We start from the raw sequence: 17,490 nt of genomic DNA, 5'->3' as shown, positions 1-17,490 counted from the left end.
GTCGTAGACCTGATCGGGAGGAACGAGCAGTAGTTCACGCATTGTTGCGAGGTCGGAATCTATCTATCCCGGCCTCGGGAATTAAAAGGGCATCATGAGCATCATTTCGGTTTCCTCCCCCCAGTTCACTCGCAGACGGTTTCTCGGCGCAGCCGCAACCGGCGCGGCGGCGTTGACGGTTTCGGCATGCACCAGCATGCCCCATAACGCTCAGTTCGAGCCGGTGCAGATAGCGCCCACGCCCGAAATCGAGCCAGCGCTCGGAAGCTACGCGTTGATGTACGGCCCCATGGTGGATGAAGGATACGAGATTCCGGGAGTGCCCATCGAGAAGGTCGACCGGCGCTACTACCGTCAGATCGTTCAGGATCCGACCGGCGAAAGGCCGGGGACGGTGGTGGTCGATACGGCGAATCATTTCCTCTACCTGGTCCGCGAGAACGGTCAGGCGATGCGTTATGGCGTCGGCCTCGGCCGCGCCGGCTTCGAATGGTCCGGCCGGGCGGTCATTCAGTGGAAGCGGAAGTGGCCGAAATGGACGCCGCCCGCCGAGATGATCGCGCGCGATCCCAAGCTGGCAAGATACAGCGTCGACAATGGCGGCATGCCGCCCGGGCTGAACAATCCGCTCGGCGCGCGTGCGCTCTATATTTTCCAGAACGGCGAGGACACGCTTTACCGCGTGCACGGCTCGCCGGAATGGAATTCCATCGGCAAATCGGTTTCGTCAGGCTGCGTCCGGCTGATGAACCAGGACATTGTCGACCTCTACGACCGCGTGCCCAACCGCACGCCGATCCTGGTCACGTCCGGAATTCCGATGGCCTGATCCTATCCAGCAGTTGGGGGCGCACCGCGCCCGACTGCTGGACCGTTAGTTAGAGGCCTCAAAAACCCTTTTTCAGGCTGCCGAGAATGCCGCGTACCAGTGCGCGGCCGACAGACGAGCCGACCGAGCGCACGACCGACTTGATCGCCGCTTCGGCAACCGTCTGGCGGTTGGATGCGCGAGGCCGAGGCGCTGAGCGGGATCGCGAATTTCGAGACGGCGCGTAGCCGTCGTCCCCTTCGTCGCCGAACCCGGGAATGGTCCAGCGCGAGCGGCCCGTGTCCTCCTGCTCGCGGCCTTGCGCCTCCTCCTCAGCCTTCTGGGCGTCGGCGGCCCGCTTCTGCAGCAGTTCGAAGGCGGATTCGCGGTCGATCGTTTTGTCGTACTGTCCCGACACCGGGCTTTCGGCGACGAGCTTCCGGCGCTCCTCGGGCGTAATCGGCCCTAGACGCGAGGATGGCGGGCGAATCAGCGTCCGCTGCACCATGGACGGAACGGCTTTGGCCTCGAGGGTCGAGACCAGCGCCTCGCCGACGCCGAGCTGCGTAATCGCCTTGGCGCAATCGAAATCCGGATTTGGCCGGAACGTGTCCGCGGCCGTCTTCACCGCCTTCTGTTCGCGCGGCGTGTAGGCGCGCAGCGCGTGCTGGACGCGGTTGCCTAGCTGGGCGAGCACCGTCTCCGGTATGTCCAGCGGGTTCTGCGTGACAAAATATACGCCGACGCCCTTGGACCGGATCAGCCGCACCACCTGCTCGACACGGTCGACCAGCGCCTTCGGCGCCTCGTCGAACAGCAAATGAGCCTCGTCAAAAAAGAACACCAGCTTCGGCTGGTCGGGATCGCCGACTTCCGGCAATTCCTCGAAAAGTTCCGACATGAGCCAGAGCAGGAAGGTCGCATAGAGCCGCGGGTTCATCATCAGCTTGTCGGCGGCAAGAACGTTGATCGCGCCGCGACCGTCGCGCGTGGTGCGCATGATGTCGGCGATCTTCAGCGCCGGCTCGCCGAAGAAGTGCGTCGCGCCTTGCTGTTCCAGCACCAGCAGCGAGCGCTGGATGGCGCCGACCGAAGGTTTGGTCACATTGCCATAGCGCGCCCCGATCTCGTCGGCGCGCCCGGCAATATTGGCCAGCAGCGACTGCAGATCCTTCATGTCGAGCAGCAGAAGCCCTTCTTCGTCGGCGATCCTGAACGCGATGTTCATGATGCCTTCCTGCGCTTCCGAAAGGTTCATCAGCCGCGACAGGAGCAGCGGCCCCATTTCCGAAACGGTCGCACGGATCGGATGGCCCTGCTGTCCGAACAGATCCCAGAAGATGACCGGGAATTCCTGGAACTCATAAGGGTCGAGTTTGATCGCCTCGGCGCGTGCAACCAGGAAATCCTTCGCCTCGCCCATCATGGCGATTCCCGAAAGATCGCCCTTTATGTCGGCGCAAAAAACCGGCACGCCGGCATTAGAAAAGCCCTCGGCCAGGATCTGAAGCGTCACCGTCTTGCCGGTGCCGGTGGCGCCGGTCACCAGGCCGTGGCGGTTGCCATATTTTAAAAGAAGCTGTTCCGGCTGCTGGTAGCTATCGTCCGGCTTTCGGCTCGCGCCGATAAAGATGCTGTCTTCTCCCGCCATGAATTCAGTCTCCGGTAGCGGCTTAAAGGGACTTGCGACGTTGCAGCGTCCGAACCGGTATAGTGGCGCGGTTGCAGCGCCACAATGGCGTTCGGACGAAATGCCTGACCAAGGGTTGCGGAGTGCGGCGGGGTTTGGCAATCCAGAATCGGATCGCAACGCCAATTTTGGCCGCGATCCGCGGGCAACAATGAAAGGCGGGTTCGGAGCGCATTGCCGCGCACCGCTTCCGGCCATAAGATTCGTTTTGGGGCGAGGCAGGCGGCAGAAAGAAAGGATGCGCATGGACGCCGAAAATGCGGTCGGCACTGTCAAGTTCCCGGCGGTCGATAGAGAACAATGGCTGGCGCTTGCCGCAAAAGCCCTGGCCGGCATGTCTTTCGAAGAAGCCCTGGTTTCGCACACCGACGACGGCGTTCGCATCGAGCCGCTCTACGAGCGCGCCGCCCAATTCAAGCCGCTGACGCGCAAGAACCCGCAGGCGCCGTGGACCATAGTGCAGCGTGTCGACGATCCCGATCTCGCCCGCGCCAATGCGCAAGCGCTGGAGGACATCGCGCAAGGCGCCACCGGCCTGTCGCTGGTGTTCGAGGGCGCCCCCAACGCTTTCGGCTATGGCTTGCCCGGAACGGCAGAGGCACTGCAGGCAGTGCTCGAAAACGTCGCCCTCAACCGCACCCATCTCAGGATCGACGTCCATCCGGCGAGCCGCGCGATGGCGGACTGGCTCGTAGCGCTTTTGACCAGGCGTCGGGCCGATCCGGCCAAATTGCGCCTGTCGTTCGGCATCGATTCGGCCGCCATCTTTGCCGGTACCGGCCGCTTGCGCATGTCGATCGAAGCTCTGCAGGCGTCCATGCCGCAATCGCTGGCGCACTTCTTCGCGCTCGGCGTTCCGGGTGTCTTGCTCGAGGCGGACGGCCGCGTGTTCCACAATGCCGGCGCTACCGAGGCGCAGGAACTCGGCATCGTGCTCGCCGCGGCGGTATCGCACCTCAAGCTGTTCGAGCAGGCGCGCCAAGCGCTGATCTATGCCGCGCCGCATATCGGCTTTTCGCTCAGCGTCGATCAGGACCAGTTGCTGTCTATGGCAAAGATCCGGGCGTTGCGAAGGCTCTGGGAGCGGGCGCAGCAGGCCTGCTCGATACCGCCCTCCTCCGCGGCCATTCACGCGGAAACCTCATATCGGATGATGACCGCGAAAGACCCTGAAACCAACATATTGCGCACCACGCTGGCCGGGTTTGCGGCGGCGGCGGGAGGCGCGGATTCGATCTCGGTTCTTCCGCATACGATTGCGCTCGGCCTGCCGGACCAGTTTGCCCGCCGGATCGCGCGCAACACCCAGCTTATCCTGGCGGGAGAAAGCCATGTCGATTTCGTCGCCGATCCGGCCTGCGGATCGGGAGGCATCGAGGCTCTGACCACAGCGCTTTGCGACGCGGCGTGGAAGGAATTCCAGAGGATCGAAGCCGAAGGCGGGATACTGGCGAGCCTCGCCGAAGGCCACATCCAGAACCGTGTCCTGGCTGCCCGCGACGCGCGCACGCAAGAGTACCGTGATGGCAAGCGGGTGCTGGTCGGGACCACTCTCTACCCGGCGAAACAGGAAGTGCCGGTTCAGACGCTGGAAGCGGAGCGACGCCCGCTGCCAACCGATGGGGCGGCGTTCTGCCAGCGCCTGGACGCCATGCGCATAGACGAATTGCTAGAGGCTGTCAGATGATTCCGGACTTCACCAGGATTGCATGGTCCGAACCAAGGGCCGGAGCGTCGTCGAACGATGCGGACACCTGGCTGACGCCCGAAGGGATCACGGTCAAGCGGACCTACGGCAAGAGCGATCTCGCCGGACTGCCTTATCTCGACACTTATCCGGGCGCGGCGCCCTTCATTCGCGGCCCCTATCCGACGATGTATGTCCAGCAGCCCTGGACGATCCGGCAATATGCCGGCTTCTCGACCGCCGAGGAATCCAACGCCTTCTACAGACGCAACCTGGCCGGCGGCCAGAAAGGGCTGTCGGTCGCTTTCGACCTTGCGACGCATCGCGGCTACGACAGCGACCACCCGCGCGTGGCAGGGGATGTCGGCATGGCCGGCGTCGCGATCGATTCGATCCTCGACATGCGGCAGTTGTTCGACGGCATTCCGCTCGACCAGATGACCGTGTCGATGACGATGAACGGCGCCGTGCTGCCGATCATGGCGCTCTACATCGTCGCGGCGGAAGAACAGGGCGTGGCGCAGAAAGATCTCGCCGGAACCATTCAGAACGACATTCTGAAGGAGTTCATGGTCCGCAACACCTACATCTATCCGCCGAAACCCTCGATGCGGATCGTTTCCGATATCTTTTCATATACTTCGACACATATGCCGAAGTTCAACTCCATCTCCATTTCCGGCTATCACATGCAGGAGGCCGGTGCGACCGCCGACCTCGAACTTGCCTACACGATCGCCGATGGCATCGAATACGCCCGCGCAGGCGTGGCGGCGGGCCTCGACATTGACCGCTTCGCGCCGCGCCTTTCCTTCTTCTGGGCGATCGGCATGAATTTCTTCATGGAAGTCGCCAAGATGCGGGCGGCGCGCCTGCTCTGGGCGTCGCTCATCCTGAAGAACTTTTCGCCGAAAGACCCGCGCTCGCTATCGCTGCGCACCCATTGCCAGACCTCCGGCTGGTCGCTCACCGCGCAGGATCCTTACAACAACATCATGCGCACCATGATCGAGGCCATGGCCGCAACGCAGGGGCACACGCAGTCGCTCCACACGAACTCGTTCGACGAGGCGCTGGCGCTGCCGACCGACCATTCAGCGCGGATAGCCCGGAACACGCAACTGATCCTGCAGAAGGAGTCCGGCACGACCCGCATCATCGACCCGTGGGGCGGATCGGCATTCGTCGAGCGCCTGACGCACGATCTGGCGGCAAAGGCGCTCGGCCATATCGAGGAGGTGGAGAGCCTCGGCGGCATGGCGGCGGCTGTCGAGAAAGGCATCCCCAAGCTGCGCATAGAAGAGGCAGCGGCGCGTACCCAGGCTCGCATCGACTCCGGCCAGCAGGCGCTTGTCGGGGTCAACGCCTACCGGCCGGACAAGGACATCGAAGTCAACGTCCTCAAGATCGACAATGCCGAAGTGCGCGCTCGCCAGCTCTCAAAACTCCAGCAGTTGAAGGGCACGCGCGATATCGCCGCAGTGGAAACCGCGCTCGACGCGCTGACCTATGCAGCTCGCTCGAACGGGAATCTGCTGGAATTTGCGATCCGCGCCGCCCGCGCCAAGGCGACGGTCGGCGAAATCTCGCTGGCGCTGGAAAAAGCGTTCGGCCGGCATGTTGCTTCGGTCCAGACTATTTCCGGCGTTTACCGCAACGAGATAGGCCAGAACGCCGTCGTCGATCGGGTCCAAAGCAAAGTTGCGGCATTCGAGAAGAAAACCGGCGCCAAGCCGCGCATCCTCGTGGCCAAAATGGGACAGGATGGCCATGACCGCGGCCAGAAGGTCGTCGCCACCGCCTTTGCCGATCTTGGTTTCGAAGTGACGGTCGGCGCGATGTTCCAGACGCCTGAAGAGATCGCCAGGCTCGCATCCGACCATGACGTGCACATAGTCGGCGCGTCCTCGCTCGCGGCCGGCCATCTGACCCTTATTCCCGAGCTTCGCGAGGCCCTGAAGAAGCTCGGCCGTGAGGACATCAGGATCATAGCCGGCGGCGTGATCCCGCCGCAGGACTATTATGCGGTGCTGAAAGCCGGGGCCGCCGAGATATTTCCGCCGGGCACGGTCATTCCGGAAGCAGCGGAGAGGCTGCTGGATGGGCTGTTGCAACTTTAGTTGCCACTTGCCTTGCGCATAATTCCGAGTTATACTTTTGTTATAACTTGGAGTAGCGACCATGAATGTTACCGTTCGCAAAATTGGAAACTCCGAAGGGGTGATCCTGCCTAAGGAAGTCCTCGATCGGCACAATCTTCGTGCTGGCGACACTTTGGTTCTCATCGAGGACGGAAGTGAATTGAAGCTTCGTCCTTCGGTGGATGATCCCGAGGAATTCGAGCGCAAGATGAAGATCGCCCGCGAGCGGATGAAGAAGTACGAGGTTGCCTATCGCGCTCTCGCGAAATGACCGAGTTTCATTCGCGAGAGTTTGTCGAGGCTCTGCATGCTGAGCAACTTCGCCTTCATGGTGGGGCAGCGGGCGTTCGAGATGTCGGCATGCTGGAATCGGCTCTCCATCGGCCTATTCAAAAGGAAGCTTACGGGGAGCCTGATCTTTCGGAACTAGCCGCAGCCTATTTGTTCGGCATCGCTAAAAATCATCCATTTGTCGATGGGAACAAGCGAACTGCCTTCGCAGCGGCCGATCTCTTTCTTTACTTCAACGGCCTAAGCGTCGAAGCGGAACAACAGGACATTATTCAGTTCGTAATGATGGTTGCCGCCGGCGAGATCGACGAGGCTGGGGCAGCGGCGTTTTTCCGTGACCACACCGTGCCGGTCGAGAGCTGACGGCGGCCGCCGCCTTACCCTTCGACCTCCATCTTCACAATCTCCCATTCCTTGCCGTTGACGACGGCCAGATCGCCGATTTTCTTGCCAAATAGGGCCTGTGCCATCGGCGAGACGTGCGAGATCATGCCATGCGCGGCGTCGGCTTCGTCCTCGCCGACAATCTTCCAGGAATGGCTTTTCCCGTCCTCGTTCTCGATAGTGACCGTCATGCCGAAACGGACGACCTTGCTATCGGGTTCGGGCACGGAAACCTCTGCGCTTTCGCGACGGGCCACCCAGTAACGCAAATCGCGCGAAGCCAACGCCATGCGCTCGCGATTGCCTTCGGACTCCGCTTTCGCGAACTCCTCGCGCAGGTCGGCGACCATCTTGTCAATCGCGGCGAGGCCGGCCGGCGTCACCAGATTGCGGTGCGCACTTACCGGGCGCTCACCAATGTCGGAGAGCCCATTGTCGTTGTCGTCTTCGCGCGTGAAAGCCCTGCTCATGAGGTGAGCCTAAGCCCCGCCCGGCTGTCGCACAACCCCGCCCGCGGATTTGGTACGCTTCCTGCGTGGCGAGACAAACACCACTGGAATTGTGCCGATGTTGAACAGACGCAGCTTTTTGAGCGCCACGGCGGGCTTCGCGGCCGCGGGTCTCGCATCGCCGCTCAGCGCCTCGGATTTTTCGGGCATCAAACTGGCCGCCATGCGCGGCTCGATCAATGCCGGCGAACTCGGCTTGCGGCCTGCCGCCTTCGACGACCAGAGCAAGGCTTTCGCAAAAATGCTGAACGAGGCGGCGAACCGCGACATGCCGGTGTTCCTGCCGCCCGGCGTCTACATCGTCTCCAACCTGTCACTGCCGCGGCATGTCCGCCTCAGCGGCGTGCCCGGCGCGACCCGCATCATCTATGGCGGCGACGGCCATCTGATGCTGGCCGAGGAAGCCGGGCATATCGAGCTTTCGGGGCTCGTTCTCGACGGCGCGAACCGCTGGATCGGCGATCAGGCGCAGGGGCTGCTCGATCTTCGCCGCGTCGGGCATCTGGTGGTCGAAAACTGCCAGATCATCGGCAGCGGCAAGAATGGCGTCGCGCTCGAACGTGTTGCCGGCCGCATCGACCGCTCGACGATATCGGGCGCGGCTGACGCCGGCATCTACTCAGTGGAAGCCGTGCGTCTCGACATCACCGGCAACAGCGTGTCGGATTGCGCCAATGGCGGCATTCTGGTGCATCGCTGGCAGATCGCGGATGATAGGACGATCGTGACCGGAAACCGCGTCGAGCGCATTGCGGCGCGCAATGGCGGCACGGGCCAAAACGGCAACGGCATCAACACTTTCCGCGCCAATGGCGTGATGGTCGCCAACAATTCCGTAGCGGATTGCGCCTTCTCGGCAATCCGCGCCAACAGTTCGAGCAATCTGCAAGTCACCGGCAACAGTTGTATGCGCAGCGGCGAAACGGCGCTCTACGCCGAATTCGCGTTCGAAGGCGCAATCATCAGCGGCAACATCGTCGACGGCGCGGCCAACGGCATTTCCATGGTCAATTTCAACGAAGGCGGGCGCATGGGCGTCTGCTCCAACAACATCGTGCGCAACCTCTCGACCGAAGGCCCCTACCCCGCCGATGCGCCGGGCTTCGGCGTCGGCATAACGGTCGAGGCAGACACCGCTGTCACCGGCAACATGATCGAGAACGCGCCGCTGTATGGGATGAAGATCGGCTGGGGTCCGTTCATGCGCAATGTCGCGGCGACCGGCAACGTCATCCGCAAAACCGGGACCGGCATTGCGGTCTCAGTGGTCGAAGGCGCCGGCTCGGCCGTTATTGCGGACAATATCGTCGACGGGGCGCGAAACGGCGCGGTCGTCGGCCACCGCTGGTCCGAACCGGTCACCGCAGACCTTGCGCTGGCGGGAAGCTCGGGCTTTCCGCACCTCACCGTCGAGCGCAATCACGTCAGTTGAGGTCAGCGTCCAATCCAGCTCAGCACGGCAGTCGGCCGACTGCTCCCGACCGTCATACCGTTCCAGTTCGTCAGGACGGGATTGGCAAGTTCGGTCAGCCTGGCGGCGAGCGCCTCATCCTTGATGAACAAGCTCGCCAACACCTCGGAAATCGCGACTTCGGCGGCCCGCCCGGCGCCGTCGTCGCATTTCAGCGCGATGCCGAGCCCCAGTTCCGGCACAGCGGCGCAGTAGACGCCCTCCGCCCCGACCTTCACGAAAATGCGGCCGGGCGCGGCTTGCATCAGCGCCGTGTCGGCCCTGCCTGTTCCGGCGACGTAGAAGGGCTCGGCCATGCAGGCAGCGAACAGGCGCTTCGCCGCCTTGGCGCGTCCGGTTGACAGCCCCTGCCCCGTGGCCATTTTCGCGAAACCGATAGCGAGATTCTTCAGCGGCACGGCGTAGGTCGGAATCGAGCAGCCGTCGGTGCCGCGGTTGCCTGGTCCGTGCGCCGCGCCGGTCACGTCCTCCATCGCCTCGCGCACCATCTCCTGGAGCTTGTGGCCGGCACCGATATAGCCGCGATGGTCGACCCCGGCATGGCAACAGACGCAGATGAAGCCGGCATGTTTTCCGGAGCAGTTGTTGTGCAGGCCGGTCGGCGCCGCCCCGGTTCGGGCCAGCGCCACGGTCGCAGCCTGATAGGATGGCCAGTGCGCGCCGCATTCGAGCGCGGTTTCGCTCAGTCCGGCCCTGACCAGCATCGAGCGGGCAAGCTCGGTATGCGCCGCCTCGCCATTGTGCGACGCGCAGGCCAGCGCCAGTTCCCTGTCGCCGAAGCCATAGGCGTCTGCTGCGCCGCTTTCCACCAGCGGCAGCGCCTGGATGGCCTTCACAGCCGAGCGCGGGAAAACCGGGCGGGTAGTGTCGCCGACCTCCCATACCGATTGGCGGTCAGCGTCGAAGACGGCCAGCGCGCCGCGATGAGCGCTTTCGACAAGGCCGCCGCGCAGTACTTCGACGAGAACTGGATTTGTCACGAAATCACCGGATGGTTAGCGAGTCAGGCGGACGATGCCGGTTGCGATAGCCGGTTTGTGCGGCCACGCAAAGAGCTTTACTTCGACCCGCTGTTGGTCTGCCCGCTTACCAGTCACAGGCGTTGAGCCCGATCAGCCGCCGGCGATGATGCCGGCGGAGAGGAAGCCGCCGTCCACCGCGAGCGTGTGCCCGTTGATGAAGCTGGCCTCCGGCGACAGCAGGAAAGCGACGGCCGCCGCCACTTCTTCGGGCTCACCATAGCGCCCCTGTGGTACGCGGCCAAGCCACAGGCGGCGCTGATCGGCGTCGTGCAGCTTCGAAATCATCGGCGTCTCGGTCGGACCGGGCGCCACGCAGTTTACCCTGACGCCGCGATTGCCGAATTCCAGCGCCAGCACCTCCGACATCATTTTCACGCCGGCCTTCGACGCGCCGTAGGCAAGCCGTCCACGATTGGCGCGAAGCCCCGAAACAGAGCCGATATTGACGATCGAAAGTGTTGCGCCCATGCGCTCCAGCGCCGCTTTGGCGGTGATGAACGAGCCTACGAGGTTGATGTCGAGAACCTCGCGAAAAAGCTCCGCGCTGGTTTCTTCGGCCGGAATGTCGCGCGCTATGCCCGCCGAATTGACGAGGCCGCCGATCAGGCCGATCCGGTCCACGACCTCGTCGAAGACCGCCGAGATCTCATCCTCGTCGGTCACGTCGGCCTGCAGGAAGATTGCATTGTCGTCGGCGAAGGCGTCCTCGGCCCTCGCCAGTTCCACATCGTTGGCGTCGATCACCGCGACCGGCCAGCCATCGTCCAGCAGACGCTTCACAACGGCCATGCCGATGCCCGAAGCGCCGCCGGTGACGATGGCCGAATGCTTCATCTGATGCGGTCCAGGATCGAAACGTAGTTCGCCACCGCGGCCCCGCCCATGTTGAAGATGCCGCCAAGCTTGGCATCGGGAACCTGAATGCCGCCCGCTTCACCGGTAAGCTGCATGGAGGTCAGGACATGCATGGAGACGCCGGTGGCGCCGATCGGATGACCCTTTGCCTTCAAGCCGCCCGACGGATTGACCGGCAGACGTCCGTCCTTCGCGGTTTCGCCGCTCAGCGCCAGCTTGCCGCCTTCGCCGCGCTTGGCCAGCCCCATCGCCTCGTATTCGATCAGCTCAGCAATGGTGAAGCAGTCATGCGTCTCCACGAAGGACAGGTCATCCAACGTCACGCCGGCCTTTTTCAGCGCGCGGCCCCAGGCTTCCTCGCAGCCTTCGAAAAGCAGGATGTCCCGCTTCGACATGGGCAAGAAATCCTGGACATGCTCGTTGGCGCGGAAGGCGATGGCGCGACGCATCGAAAGCGCGTTGCTCGAGTCGGTCAGCACGAGTGCGGCCGCTCCATCGGAAACCAGCGAGCAGTCGGTGCGCTTCAGCGGCCCGGCGACAAAGGGGTTCTTTTCGCTCTCCTGGCGGCAGAACTCGAAACCGAAATCCTTGCGCATCTGCGCATAGGGATTGTCGACGCCGTTCTTGTGGTTCTTGGCGGCGATCATCGCCAGCGCATCGGACTGATCGCCATGACGCTGGAAATAGGCCTGCGCGATCTTGCCGAACACGCCGGCAAAACCGGCAGGCGTATCGCCGTCCTCCGGCAGATAGGAGGCTTTCAGCAGGTTCTTGCCGATCTCTGGACCGGGCGTCGTGGTCATCTGCTCGGCGCCGACCACAAGCACCGTGCGCGCCGCCCTGGCGTCGATCGCGCGGATGCCTTGCCGCACAGCCGCCGAACCGGTCGCGCAGGCGTTCTCCACGCGCGTCGCCGGTTTGAAGCGCAGCCGGTCGTCGGCCTGCAGCACCAGGCTCGCCGTAAAGTCCTGCGGCGAGAAACCGGCATTGAAATGCCCGAGCACGATCTCGTCGACATCGTCCGGGCCGATGCCCGCATGGTCGAGCGCCTCGGCGGCTACCTTGGTGATCAGGCTTTCGAGCGTTTCGCCCTCGAGTTTGCCGAAACGCGAATGCGCCCAGCCGACAATGCATGCAGTCATGAGAACCTCCATCGGCAGGACGCATGGTGCGCCATTTGCGGCGCAAATCCAACGGCCTGATTTTTGTTCAACTCTGAACTTAATCCAGCACCAGCCGTCGGTCCAGTGCGCGGCGTCGCCGAATTTTTGTTGATTGATCAGTCAATAAAAAATAAGAATGCGACGGAGGATCGCAATGCCGAAGCTTGGAATGCCGCCGCTGCGCCGAAGGGCGCTCATAGACGCCGCGATCCTGACGATCGGCGAGCGCGGCACGCTTGACGTCACAATGTCGGAGATTGCGGGGCGTGCCGGCGTCTCGTCGGCATTGGCGCATCACTATTTCGGCGCCAAGGACGGACTGCTTCAGGCAACGATGCGGCATATCCTGACTGAGCTCAATGCGGACGTGCGCGAGGCTCTCGCGACGAGCAGGACGGCGCGGGAGCGCGTCTCCGCGGTCATCGCGGTCAACTTCTCCGAAACGCAGTTCCAACCAGAAATCATCGCCGCATGGCTCGCCTTCTATGTCGAGGCGCAGAAGTCGGTGCCGCTGCGCCGGCTGCTTCGCGTCTATGCGCGGCGGCTCCATTCCAACCTGATGAGCGGCCTGACAGGGCTGATGCCGCCCTCCGAAGCCGAGCGCGCCGCCGAGGCCATCGCGGCGCTCATTGATGGGCTCTACATCCGCCGCGCTCTGAAGGACGGCACGCCCAACGCCGCGAGCGCGATCGCGCTTGTCGAAGATTATCTCGAAACCAAACTCCTCCAGTACAAGAAGCCTGCATGAGCCGCCGTCCCAACATCCTGATCATTATGGTCGACCAGTTGAACGGGACGCTGTTTCCCGACGGCCCGGCCGACTTTCTCTGTGCGCCGCATCTGAAGGCGCTTGCAGCACGCTCTGCCCGCTTTGCCAACAATTACACGGCCTCGCCGCTCTGCGCGCCCGGCCGTGCTTCCTTCACCACCGGCCAGTTGCCGTCGCGCACCGAGGTCTATGACAACGCCGCCGAGTTCGCCTCGTCGATCCCGACCTATGCGCACCATCTGCGCGCAGCCGGCTATCACACCTGCCTGTCGGGCAAGATGCACTTTGTCGGTCCGGACCAGATGCACGGCTACGAGGAGAGGCTGACGACCGACATTTATCCCGCCGATTTCGGCTGGACCCCGGACTATCGCAAACCCGGCGAGCGCATCGACTGGTGGTATCACAATCTCGGCTCGGTGACCGGCGCCGGCGTCGCCGAGATCACCAACCAGATGGAATATGACGACGAGGTCGCCTTCCACGCGACGCAGAAGCTCTACGACTACGCACGCGCTTCGGATAACGCCGAATGCCGGCCCTGGTGCCTGACGGTTTCCTTCACCCATCCGCACGATCCCTATGTGGCGCGCCGCCAGTACTGGGATCTGTATGAGGATTGCCCCGAGCTCGAGCCGCGGGTTGGCTTCATCCCGAAGGAAAAGCAGGATTCGCATTCGCAGCGTCTTTATCTCGCCAGCGACTACGCGAATTTCGATATCACGCCGGAACAGGTGCGCCGCTCACGGCGCGGCTATTTCGCCAACATCTCCTATCTCGACGACAAGGTCGGCGAACTCCTCTCCGTGCTCGAACGCACACGGATGCTCGACGATACGATCATCCTGTTCTGCTCGGACCATGGCGACATGCTCGGCGAGCGCGGCCTGTGGTTCAAGATGTCATTCTACGAGGGCTCGGCCCGCGTGCCGCTGATGATCGCCGACAAGGGAATTCCGGCTGGCCTGATCGCTGCTCCGGTCTCCAATCTGGACGTCGCGCCGACGCTCTGCGACCTGGCCGGCATCGACATGAGCGCGATCATGCCGTGGACCGACGGCCAATCGCTGCTGCCGCTCACCAAGGGTGCTGCCCGGACCGCGCCAGTGCTGATGGAATATGCCGCCGAGGGTTCTTATGCGCCGATGGTGGCGATCCGCGAGGGGCGGTTCAAGTTCGTCCACTGCGAGATCGACCCGCCGCAACTCTTTGATCTTGAATCGGATCCTCTGGAACTGAGCAATCTTGCCGGCGACCCGGCCCATGCCGGACTGGTGTCGTCCTTCATGGAAAAAGTGCGCGCTCGCTGGGACATGGCGGCGTTCGACGCGGCGGTGCGCCAGAGCCAGGCGCGGCGCTGGGTGGTTTATCCTGCGCTGCGCAACGGCGCCTACTACCCGTGGGAGTTCCAGCCGCTTCAGAAGGCGTCCGAACGCTACATGCGCAACCACATGGATCTCAACGTGCTCGAAGAGAGCAAACGGTTTCCGAGAGGCGAATGATGACGACAGTTCCCGTTCCGACGCTCGACCATCTGAAGAAGGCGTATACCGTCACCTCGCAGGCAACGCAGATCACGCCGCTGCTTGAATCGGCAGCACTGGCCAAGGAAACCGGCGCGCGCCAGGTTTTCGTCAAACCGGAGTCGTTGCAATGGGCCGGCTCGTTCAAGATCCGCGGCGCCTATTGGCGGCTGAAGCAGCTTTCGGCGGACGAGGCCAGGCGCGGCGTAGTCGCCTACTCGTCCGGAAATTTCGCGCAAGGGCTCGCCGCCGCCGGCCAGGCGCTTGGAATACCGGTAACGATCGTGATGCCGATCGACGCGCCGGCGGCCAAGCGCGAGGCCACCGCCGGTTATGGCGCAAATGTGGTCTTGACCGACCATGGCGACCGCGCCCGCGAGGAAGTCGCGTCGGAGCGCGCGAGGCAAATCTCAAAGGATGACGGCTTGGCGCTGCTGCATCCCTTCGATGATCCGGAGATCGTCGCCGGCCAGGGCGGCGCCGGGATCGAGGCGCTCGACCAGCTTGCCGCCAAGGGCGCGGAAGCGGACATATTGTACTGTCCGGTCGGCGGCGGCGGCCTGATCGGCGGCGTATCGCTCGCATTCCACTATCTCTCGCCGGCCACGGAAATCATCGGCGTCGAGCCCGACGGTTTCAACGGCATGGGCAGTTCGCTCGCTCATGGAGCGATCGAAACCATGCCGCTCGGGCCGAAGTCGATCTGCGACGGTCTGATGGCGCGAAAGCCTGGCGAGGCCCCGTTCGCGGCGGTGAACGCAGCCGGCGTGCGAGGCCTGACCGTCACCGACGCCTCGGTCCGCCGCGCGATGAAATTCGCCTTCGAACGCCTGAAGCTGGTTCTGGAGCCTTCCGGCGCGGCCTCGCTCGCCGCTCTCTTCGACGGCGGCGTCGATGTCTCCGGCAAGACCGTGGTGCTGATCGCCAGCGGCGGCAATGTCTCGCTGGCAGACTTCATGAAGCATATCGCCGATGCGTGAAGCCGATTTCGTCATCATTGGGTCCGGTTCCGCCGGCGCGGCGCTCGCCTACCGGCTGTCGGAGGACGGCAAGCATTCGGTCATCGTCATTGAATATGGCGGCTCGGATTTCGGCCCGCTGATCCAGATGCCATCGGCACTTTCCTTCCCGATGAACATGAGCCGCTACGACTGGGGCTTTTCCAGCGAGCCGGAGCCGCATCTCGGCGGCCGCGTCCTCGCCACCCCGCGCGGCAAGGTGCTGGGAGGCTCTTCCTCTATCAACGGCATGGTCTACGTCCGCGGACATGCCGGTGACTTCGACCACTGGGCCGAGCAGGGGGCGACTGGATGGTCCTATACCGACGTGCTGCCCTACTTCAAGCGGATGGAGAATTCGATCGGCGGCGAGGATGGCTGGCGCGGCACAAGCGGCCCGCTCAACACCCAGCGAGGTCCGCGCAAGAACCCGCTCTACGCCGCCTTCATCGAGGCGGGCCGGCAGGCGGGGTTCGAACTCACCGAGGACTATAATGGTTCGAAGCAGGAAGGTTTTGGCGCGATGGAGCAGACCATCCATGGCGGCCGCCGCTGGTCGACCGCGAACGCCTATCTGCGGCCGGCGCTGAAACGCCAGAATGTGAGTCTCGTCAAAGGCTTCGCGCGAAAACTGGTCATCGAGAATCAACGCGCCGTCGGCGTGGAGATCGAAGCTCGCAAACAGATTCAGGTCGTTAAAGCGCGACGTGAGGTGATCGTGGCGGCCTCATCGATCAACTCGCCCAAGCTCTTGATGCTGTCGGGCATCGGGCCGGCCGAGCATCTGCGCCAGCACGGCATAGAGGTGATCGTCGACGGGCCGGGTGTCGGTCAGAACCTGCAGGACCATATGGAACTCTACATCCAGCAGGAATCGATCCAGCCCATCACGCTCTATTCGATCCTGAATCCGTTTTCGAAGGCGCTCATTGGCGCCGAATGGATGTTCTTCAAGAGCGGCCTCGGCGCCACCAACCACTTCGAGGCCGCCGCCTTCGTGCGCTCCAAGGCCGGCGTCGATTACCCCGACATCCAGTACCATTTTCTGCCTGCAGCCGTCCGCTACGACGGCAAGGCGGCGGCCAAGTCGCATGGCTTCCAGACCCATGTCGGCCCGATGCGGTCCAAGTCGCGCGGTTCGGTCACGCTGCGCTCCAACGATCCGTGGGCGAAGCCGGAAATCCGCTTCAACTACATGTCGCACCCGGACGACTGGGCGGATTTCCGCCATTGCATCCGGCTGACGCGGGAAATCTTCGGCCAGCCGGCCTTCGACCCCTATCGCGGCAAGGAGATTTCTCCGGGCGCACATGTTCAGAGCGACGAGCAACTCGATGATTTCATCCGAGAGCATGCCGAGAGCGCCTATCATCCCTGCGGCACCTGCCGGATGGGCAAGGCGGACGATCCGCTGAGCGTGGTCGATCCGGAATGTCGGGTCGTCGGCGTCGAAGGTCTGCGCGTCGCCGATTCCTCGATCTTTCCGCGCGTCACCAACGGCAACCTCAATGCGCCGTCGATCATGACCGGCGAAAAGGCGGCCGACCACATTCTCGGCCGTACGCCGCTCGCCCCGTCGAACCAGGAACCTTGGATCAATCCCCGCTGGCAAGTGTCCGATCGCTGACCAGCCGCGTTGCATGGCCTTCCGAAGAAGGCCATGCTTCCAAAACCGGAGACCAGAATGCGCGCCCAGCCTAACGCATCGCACTACATCAATGGCCGCTTCGTCGACGACGAGCGTGGCGCGCCAATCCAGGTGATCTATCCAGCGACCGGCGAGACGATCGCGACGCTGCATTCCGCGACGCCCAACATTGTCGAACTGGCCGTCGAGGCGGCGCGCGCCGCACAGCCGCAATGGGCGCGGCTGAAGCCGGTCGAGCGCGGCCGCATCCTGCGCCGCGCCGCCGACATTTTGCGCGCCCGCAATGACGAGCTTGCCCGGCTCGAGACGCTCGACACCGGCAAGGCCATCCAGGAAACGCTGGTCGCCGACCCAGCATCGGCCGCCGATGCGCTCGAATATATCGGCGGCGCTGTCGGCAGCTTCAACGGCGACTATGTCGATTTCGGCGGCTCGTTCGCCTACACCCGCCGCGAAGCGCTCGGCGTCTGCGTCGGCATTGGGGCCTGGAACTATCCGATCCAGGGCGCCGGCTGGAAGTCCGCCCCGGCG

At 63.4% G+C, this 17,490-nt stretch carries 16 protein-coding genes; 11 read left to right on the top strand and 5 right to left on the bottom strand.

The genetic code is table 11. The features are described 5' to 3' along the window. The first annotated feature begins 94 nt into the window (after positions 1–94). Complete coding sequence (locus tag G6N73_RS30905) at positions 95–829, top strand: L,D-transpeptidase (RefSeq protein ID WP_165033761.1); 735 nt, start codon at positions 95–97, stop codon at positions 827–829. 58 nt (positions 830–887) lie between these two features. Here the strand turns inward: G6N73_RS30905 and G6N73_RS30900 are convergent, their stop codons facing one another. Next, complete coding sequence (locus G6N73_RS30900) at positions 888–2,459, bottom strand: helicase HerA-like C-terminal domain-containing protein (RefSeq protein ID WP_165033760.1); 1,572 nt, start codon at positions 2,457–2,459, stop codon at positions 888–890. Between the two features lie 277 nt (positions 2,460–2,736). Between G6N73_RS30900 and G6N73_RS30895 the strand changes: the two genes are divergently transcribed. The 4 genes from G6N73_RS30895 (at position 2,737) to G6N73_RS30880 (ending at position 6,980) form a co-directional block, all read left to right on the top strand. Next, the gene (locus tag G6N73_RS30895) at positions 2,737–4,185 is read left to right on the top strand and encodes a methylmalonyl-CoA mutase family protein (protein ID WP_206079192.1); all 1,449 of its coding nucleotides are present in this window, start codon (positions 2,737–2,739) and stop codon (positions 4,183–4,185) included. Beyond that, a complete protein-coding gene (gene scpA, locus G6N73_RS30890) occupies positions 4,182–6,305 on the top strand; it encodes a methylmalonyl-CoA mutase (protein ID WP_165033758.1) in 2,124 nt (707 codons plus the stop codon). Before G6N73_RS30895 ends, scpA begins: the two co-directional genes overlap by 4 nt. A gap of 61 nt (positions 6,306–6,366) precedes the next feature. Further along, positions 6,367–6,597 carry an AbrB/MazE/SpoVT family DNA-binding domain-containing protein gene (locus G6N73_RS30885; protein WP_165033757.1) on the top strand — a complete coding sequence of 77 codons (231 nt, stop codon included), beginning with the start codon at positions 6,367–6,369 and terminating at the stop codon, positions 6,595–6,597. Beyond that, the gene (locus G6N73_RS30880; RefSeq protein WP_165033756.1) at positions 6,594–6,980 is read left to right on the top strand and encodes a type II toxin-antitoxin system death-on-curing family toxin; all 387 of its coding nucleotides are present in this window, start codon (positions 6,594–6,596) and stop codon (positions 6,978–6,980) included. Before G6N73_RS30885 ends, G6N73_RS30880 begins: the two co-directional genes overlap by 4 nt. Positions 6,981–6,994: 14 nt before the next feature. Here G6N73_RS30880 and greA read toward each other — a convergent pair whose 3' ends face one another. After that, the gene (gene greA / locus G6N73_RS30875; RefSeq protein WP_165033755.1) at positions 6,995–7,471 is read right to left on the bottom strand and encodes a transcription elongation factor GreA; all 477 of its coding nucleotides are present in this window, start codon (positions 7,469–7,471) and stop codon (positions 6,995–6,997) included. Positions 7,472–7,568: 97 nt separating this feature from the next. Between greA and G6N73_RS30870 the strand changes: the two genes are divergently transcribed. Further along, positions 7,569–8,942, top strand: a complete 1,374-nt coding sequence (locus G6N73_RS30870; RefSeq protein WP_165033754.1) for a TIGR03808 family TAT-translocated repetitive protein — start codon at positions 7,569–7,571, stop codon at positions 8,940–8,942. 2 nt (positions 8,943–8,944) lie between these two features. Here G6N73_RS30870 and G6N73_RS30865 read toward each other — a convergent pair whose 3' ends face one another. The 3 genes from G6N73_RS30865 to G6N73_RS30855 form a co-directional block, all read right to left on the bottom strand. After that, the gene (locus tag G6N73_RS30865) at positions 8,945–9,961 is read right to left on the bottom strand and encodes an asparaginase (RefSeq protein ID WP_165033753.1); all 1,017 of its coding nucleotides are present in this window, start codon (positions 9,959–9,961) and stop codon (positions 8,945–8,947) included. Positions 9,962–10,093: 132 nt separating this feature from the next. Beyond that, the gene (locus G6N73_RS30860; protein ID WP_165033752.1) at positions 10,094–10,837 is read right to left on the bottom strand and encodes an SDR family NAD(P)-dependent oxidoreductase; all 744 of its coding nucleotides are present in this window, start codon (positions 10,835–10,837) and stop codon (positions 10,094–10,096) included. Continuing rightward, positions 10,834–12,000 carry an acetyl-CoA acetyltransferase gene (locus tag G6N73_RS30855; protein WP_165033751.1) on the bottom strand — a complete coding sequence of 389 codons (1,167 nt, stop codon included), beginning with the start codon at positions 11,998–12,000 and terminating at the stop codon, positions 10,834–10,836. Before G6N73_RS30855 ends, G6N73_RS30860 begins: the two co-directional genes overlap by 4 nt. Before the next feature lie 175 nt (positions 12,001–12,175). Between G6N73_RS30855 and betI the strand changes: the two genes are divergently transcribed. The 5 genes from betI to G6N73_RS30830 all read left to right on the top strand — a co-directional run. Then, on the top strand, positions 12,176–12,769 hold the full coding sequence (gene betI / locus G6N73_RS30850) for a choline-binding transcriptional repressor BetI (RefSeq protein WP_165033750.1): 594 nt from the start codon (positions 12,176–12,178) through the stop codon (positions 12,767–12,769). Then, the gene (gene betC, locus G6N73_RS30845; RefSeq protein WP_165033749.1) at positions 12,766–14,292 is read left to right on the top strand and encodes a choline-sulfatase; all 1,527 of its coding nucleotides are present in this window, start codon (positions 12,766–12,768) and stop codon (positions 14,290–14,292) included. Before betI ends, betC begins: the two co-directional genes overlap by 4 nt. After that, on the top strand, positions 14,292–15,293 hold the full coding sequence (locus tag G6N73_RS30840; RefSeq protein ID WP_425484177.1) for a threonine/serine dehydratase family protein: 1,002 nt from the start codon (positions 14,292–14,294) through the stop codon (positions 15,291–15,293). Before betC ends, G6N73_RS30840 begins: the two co-directional genes overlap by 1 nt. After that, complete coding sequence (gene betA / locus G6N73_RS30835) at positions 15,286–16,938, top strand: choline dehydrogenase (RefSeq protein ID WP_165033747.1); 1,653 nt, start codon at positions 15,286–15,288, stop codon at positions 16,936–16,938. Before G6N73_RS30840 ends, betA begins: the two co-directional genes overlap by 8 nt. A gap of 57 nt (positions 16,939–16,995) precedes the next feature. Then, positions 16,996–17,490, top strand: a 495-nt coding sequence (locus G6N73_RS30830; protein WP_165033746.1) for an aldehyde dehydrogenase family protein, incomplete at its 3' end; no start/stop codon positions are given.

The organism is Allomesorhizobium camelthorni, assembly GCF_011045125.1.
Taxonomy (GTDB): domain Bacteria; phylum Pseudomonadota; class Alphaproteobacteria; order Rhizobiales; family Rhizobiaceae; genus Allomesorhizobium; species Allomesorhizobium camelthorni.
The sequence above is the reverse complement of the archived record's forward strand: the minus strand, read 5'-3'. Positions and strand labels throughout refer to the sequence as shown.

Coding starts and splice junctions, on each gene's coding strand:
- G6N73_RS30905 (WP_165033761.1), top strand. CDS start 95: ATGAGCATCATTTCGGTTTCCTCCCCCCAGTTCACTCGCAGACGGTTT.
- G6N73_RS30900 (WP_165033760.1), bottom strand. CDS start 2,459: ATGGCGGGAGAAGACAGCATCTTTATCGGCGCGAGCCGAAAGCCGGAC.
- G6N73_RS30895 (WP_206079192.1), top strand. CDS start 2,737: ATGCGCATGGACGCCGAAAATGCGGTCGGCACTGTCAAGTTCCCGGCG.
- scpA (WP_165033758.1), top strand. CDS start 4,182: ATGATTCCGGACTTCACCAGGATTGCATGGTCCGAACCAAGGGCCGGA.
- G6N73_RS30885 (WP_165033757.1), top strand. CDS start 6,367: ATGAATGTTACCGTTCGCAAAATTGGAAACTCCGAAGGGGTGATCCTG.
- G6N73_RS30880 (WP_165033756.1), top strand. CDS start 6,594: ATGACCGAGTTTCATTCGCGAGAGTTTGTCGAGGCTCTGCATGCTGAG.
- greA (WP_165033755.1), bottom strand. CDS start 7,471: ATGAGCAGGGCTTTCACGCGCGAAGACGACAACGACAATGGGCTCTCC.
- G6N73_RS30870 (WP_165033754.1), top strand. CDS start 7,569: ATGTTGAACAGACGCAGCTTTTTGAGCGCCACGGCGGGCTTCGCGGCC.
- G6N73_RS30860 (WP_165033752.1), bottom strand. CDS start 10,837: ATGAAGCATTCGGCCATCGTCACCGGCGGCGCTTCGGGCATCGGCATG.
- G6N73_RS30855 (WP_165033751.1), bottom strand. CDS start 12,000: ATGACTGCATGCATTGTCGGCTGGGCGCATTCGCGTTTCGGCAAACTC.
- betI (WP_165033750.1), top strand. CDS start 12,176: ATGCCGAAGCTTGGAATGCCGCCGCTGCGCCGAAGGGCGCTCATAGAC.
- betC (WP_165033749.1), top strand. CDS start 12,766: ATGAGCCGCCGTCCCAACATCCTGATCATTATGGTCGACCAGTTGAAC.
- G6N73_RS30840 (WP_425484177.1), top strand. CDS start 14,292: ATGACGACAGTTCCCGTTCCGACGCTCGACCATCTGAAGAAGGCGTAT.
- betA (WP_165033747.1), top strand. CDS start 15,286: ATGCGTGAAGCCGATTTCGTCATCATTGGGTCCGGTTCCGCCGGCGCG.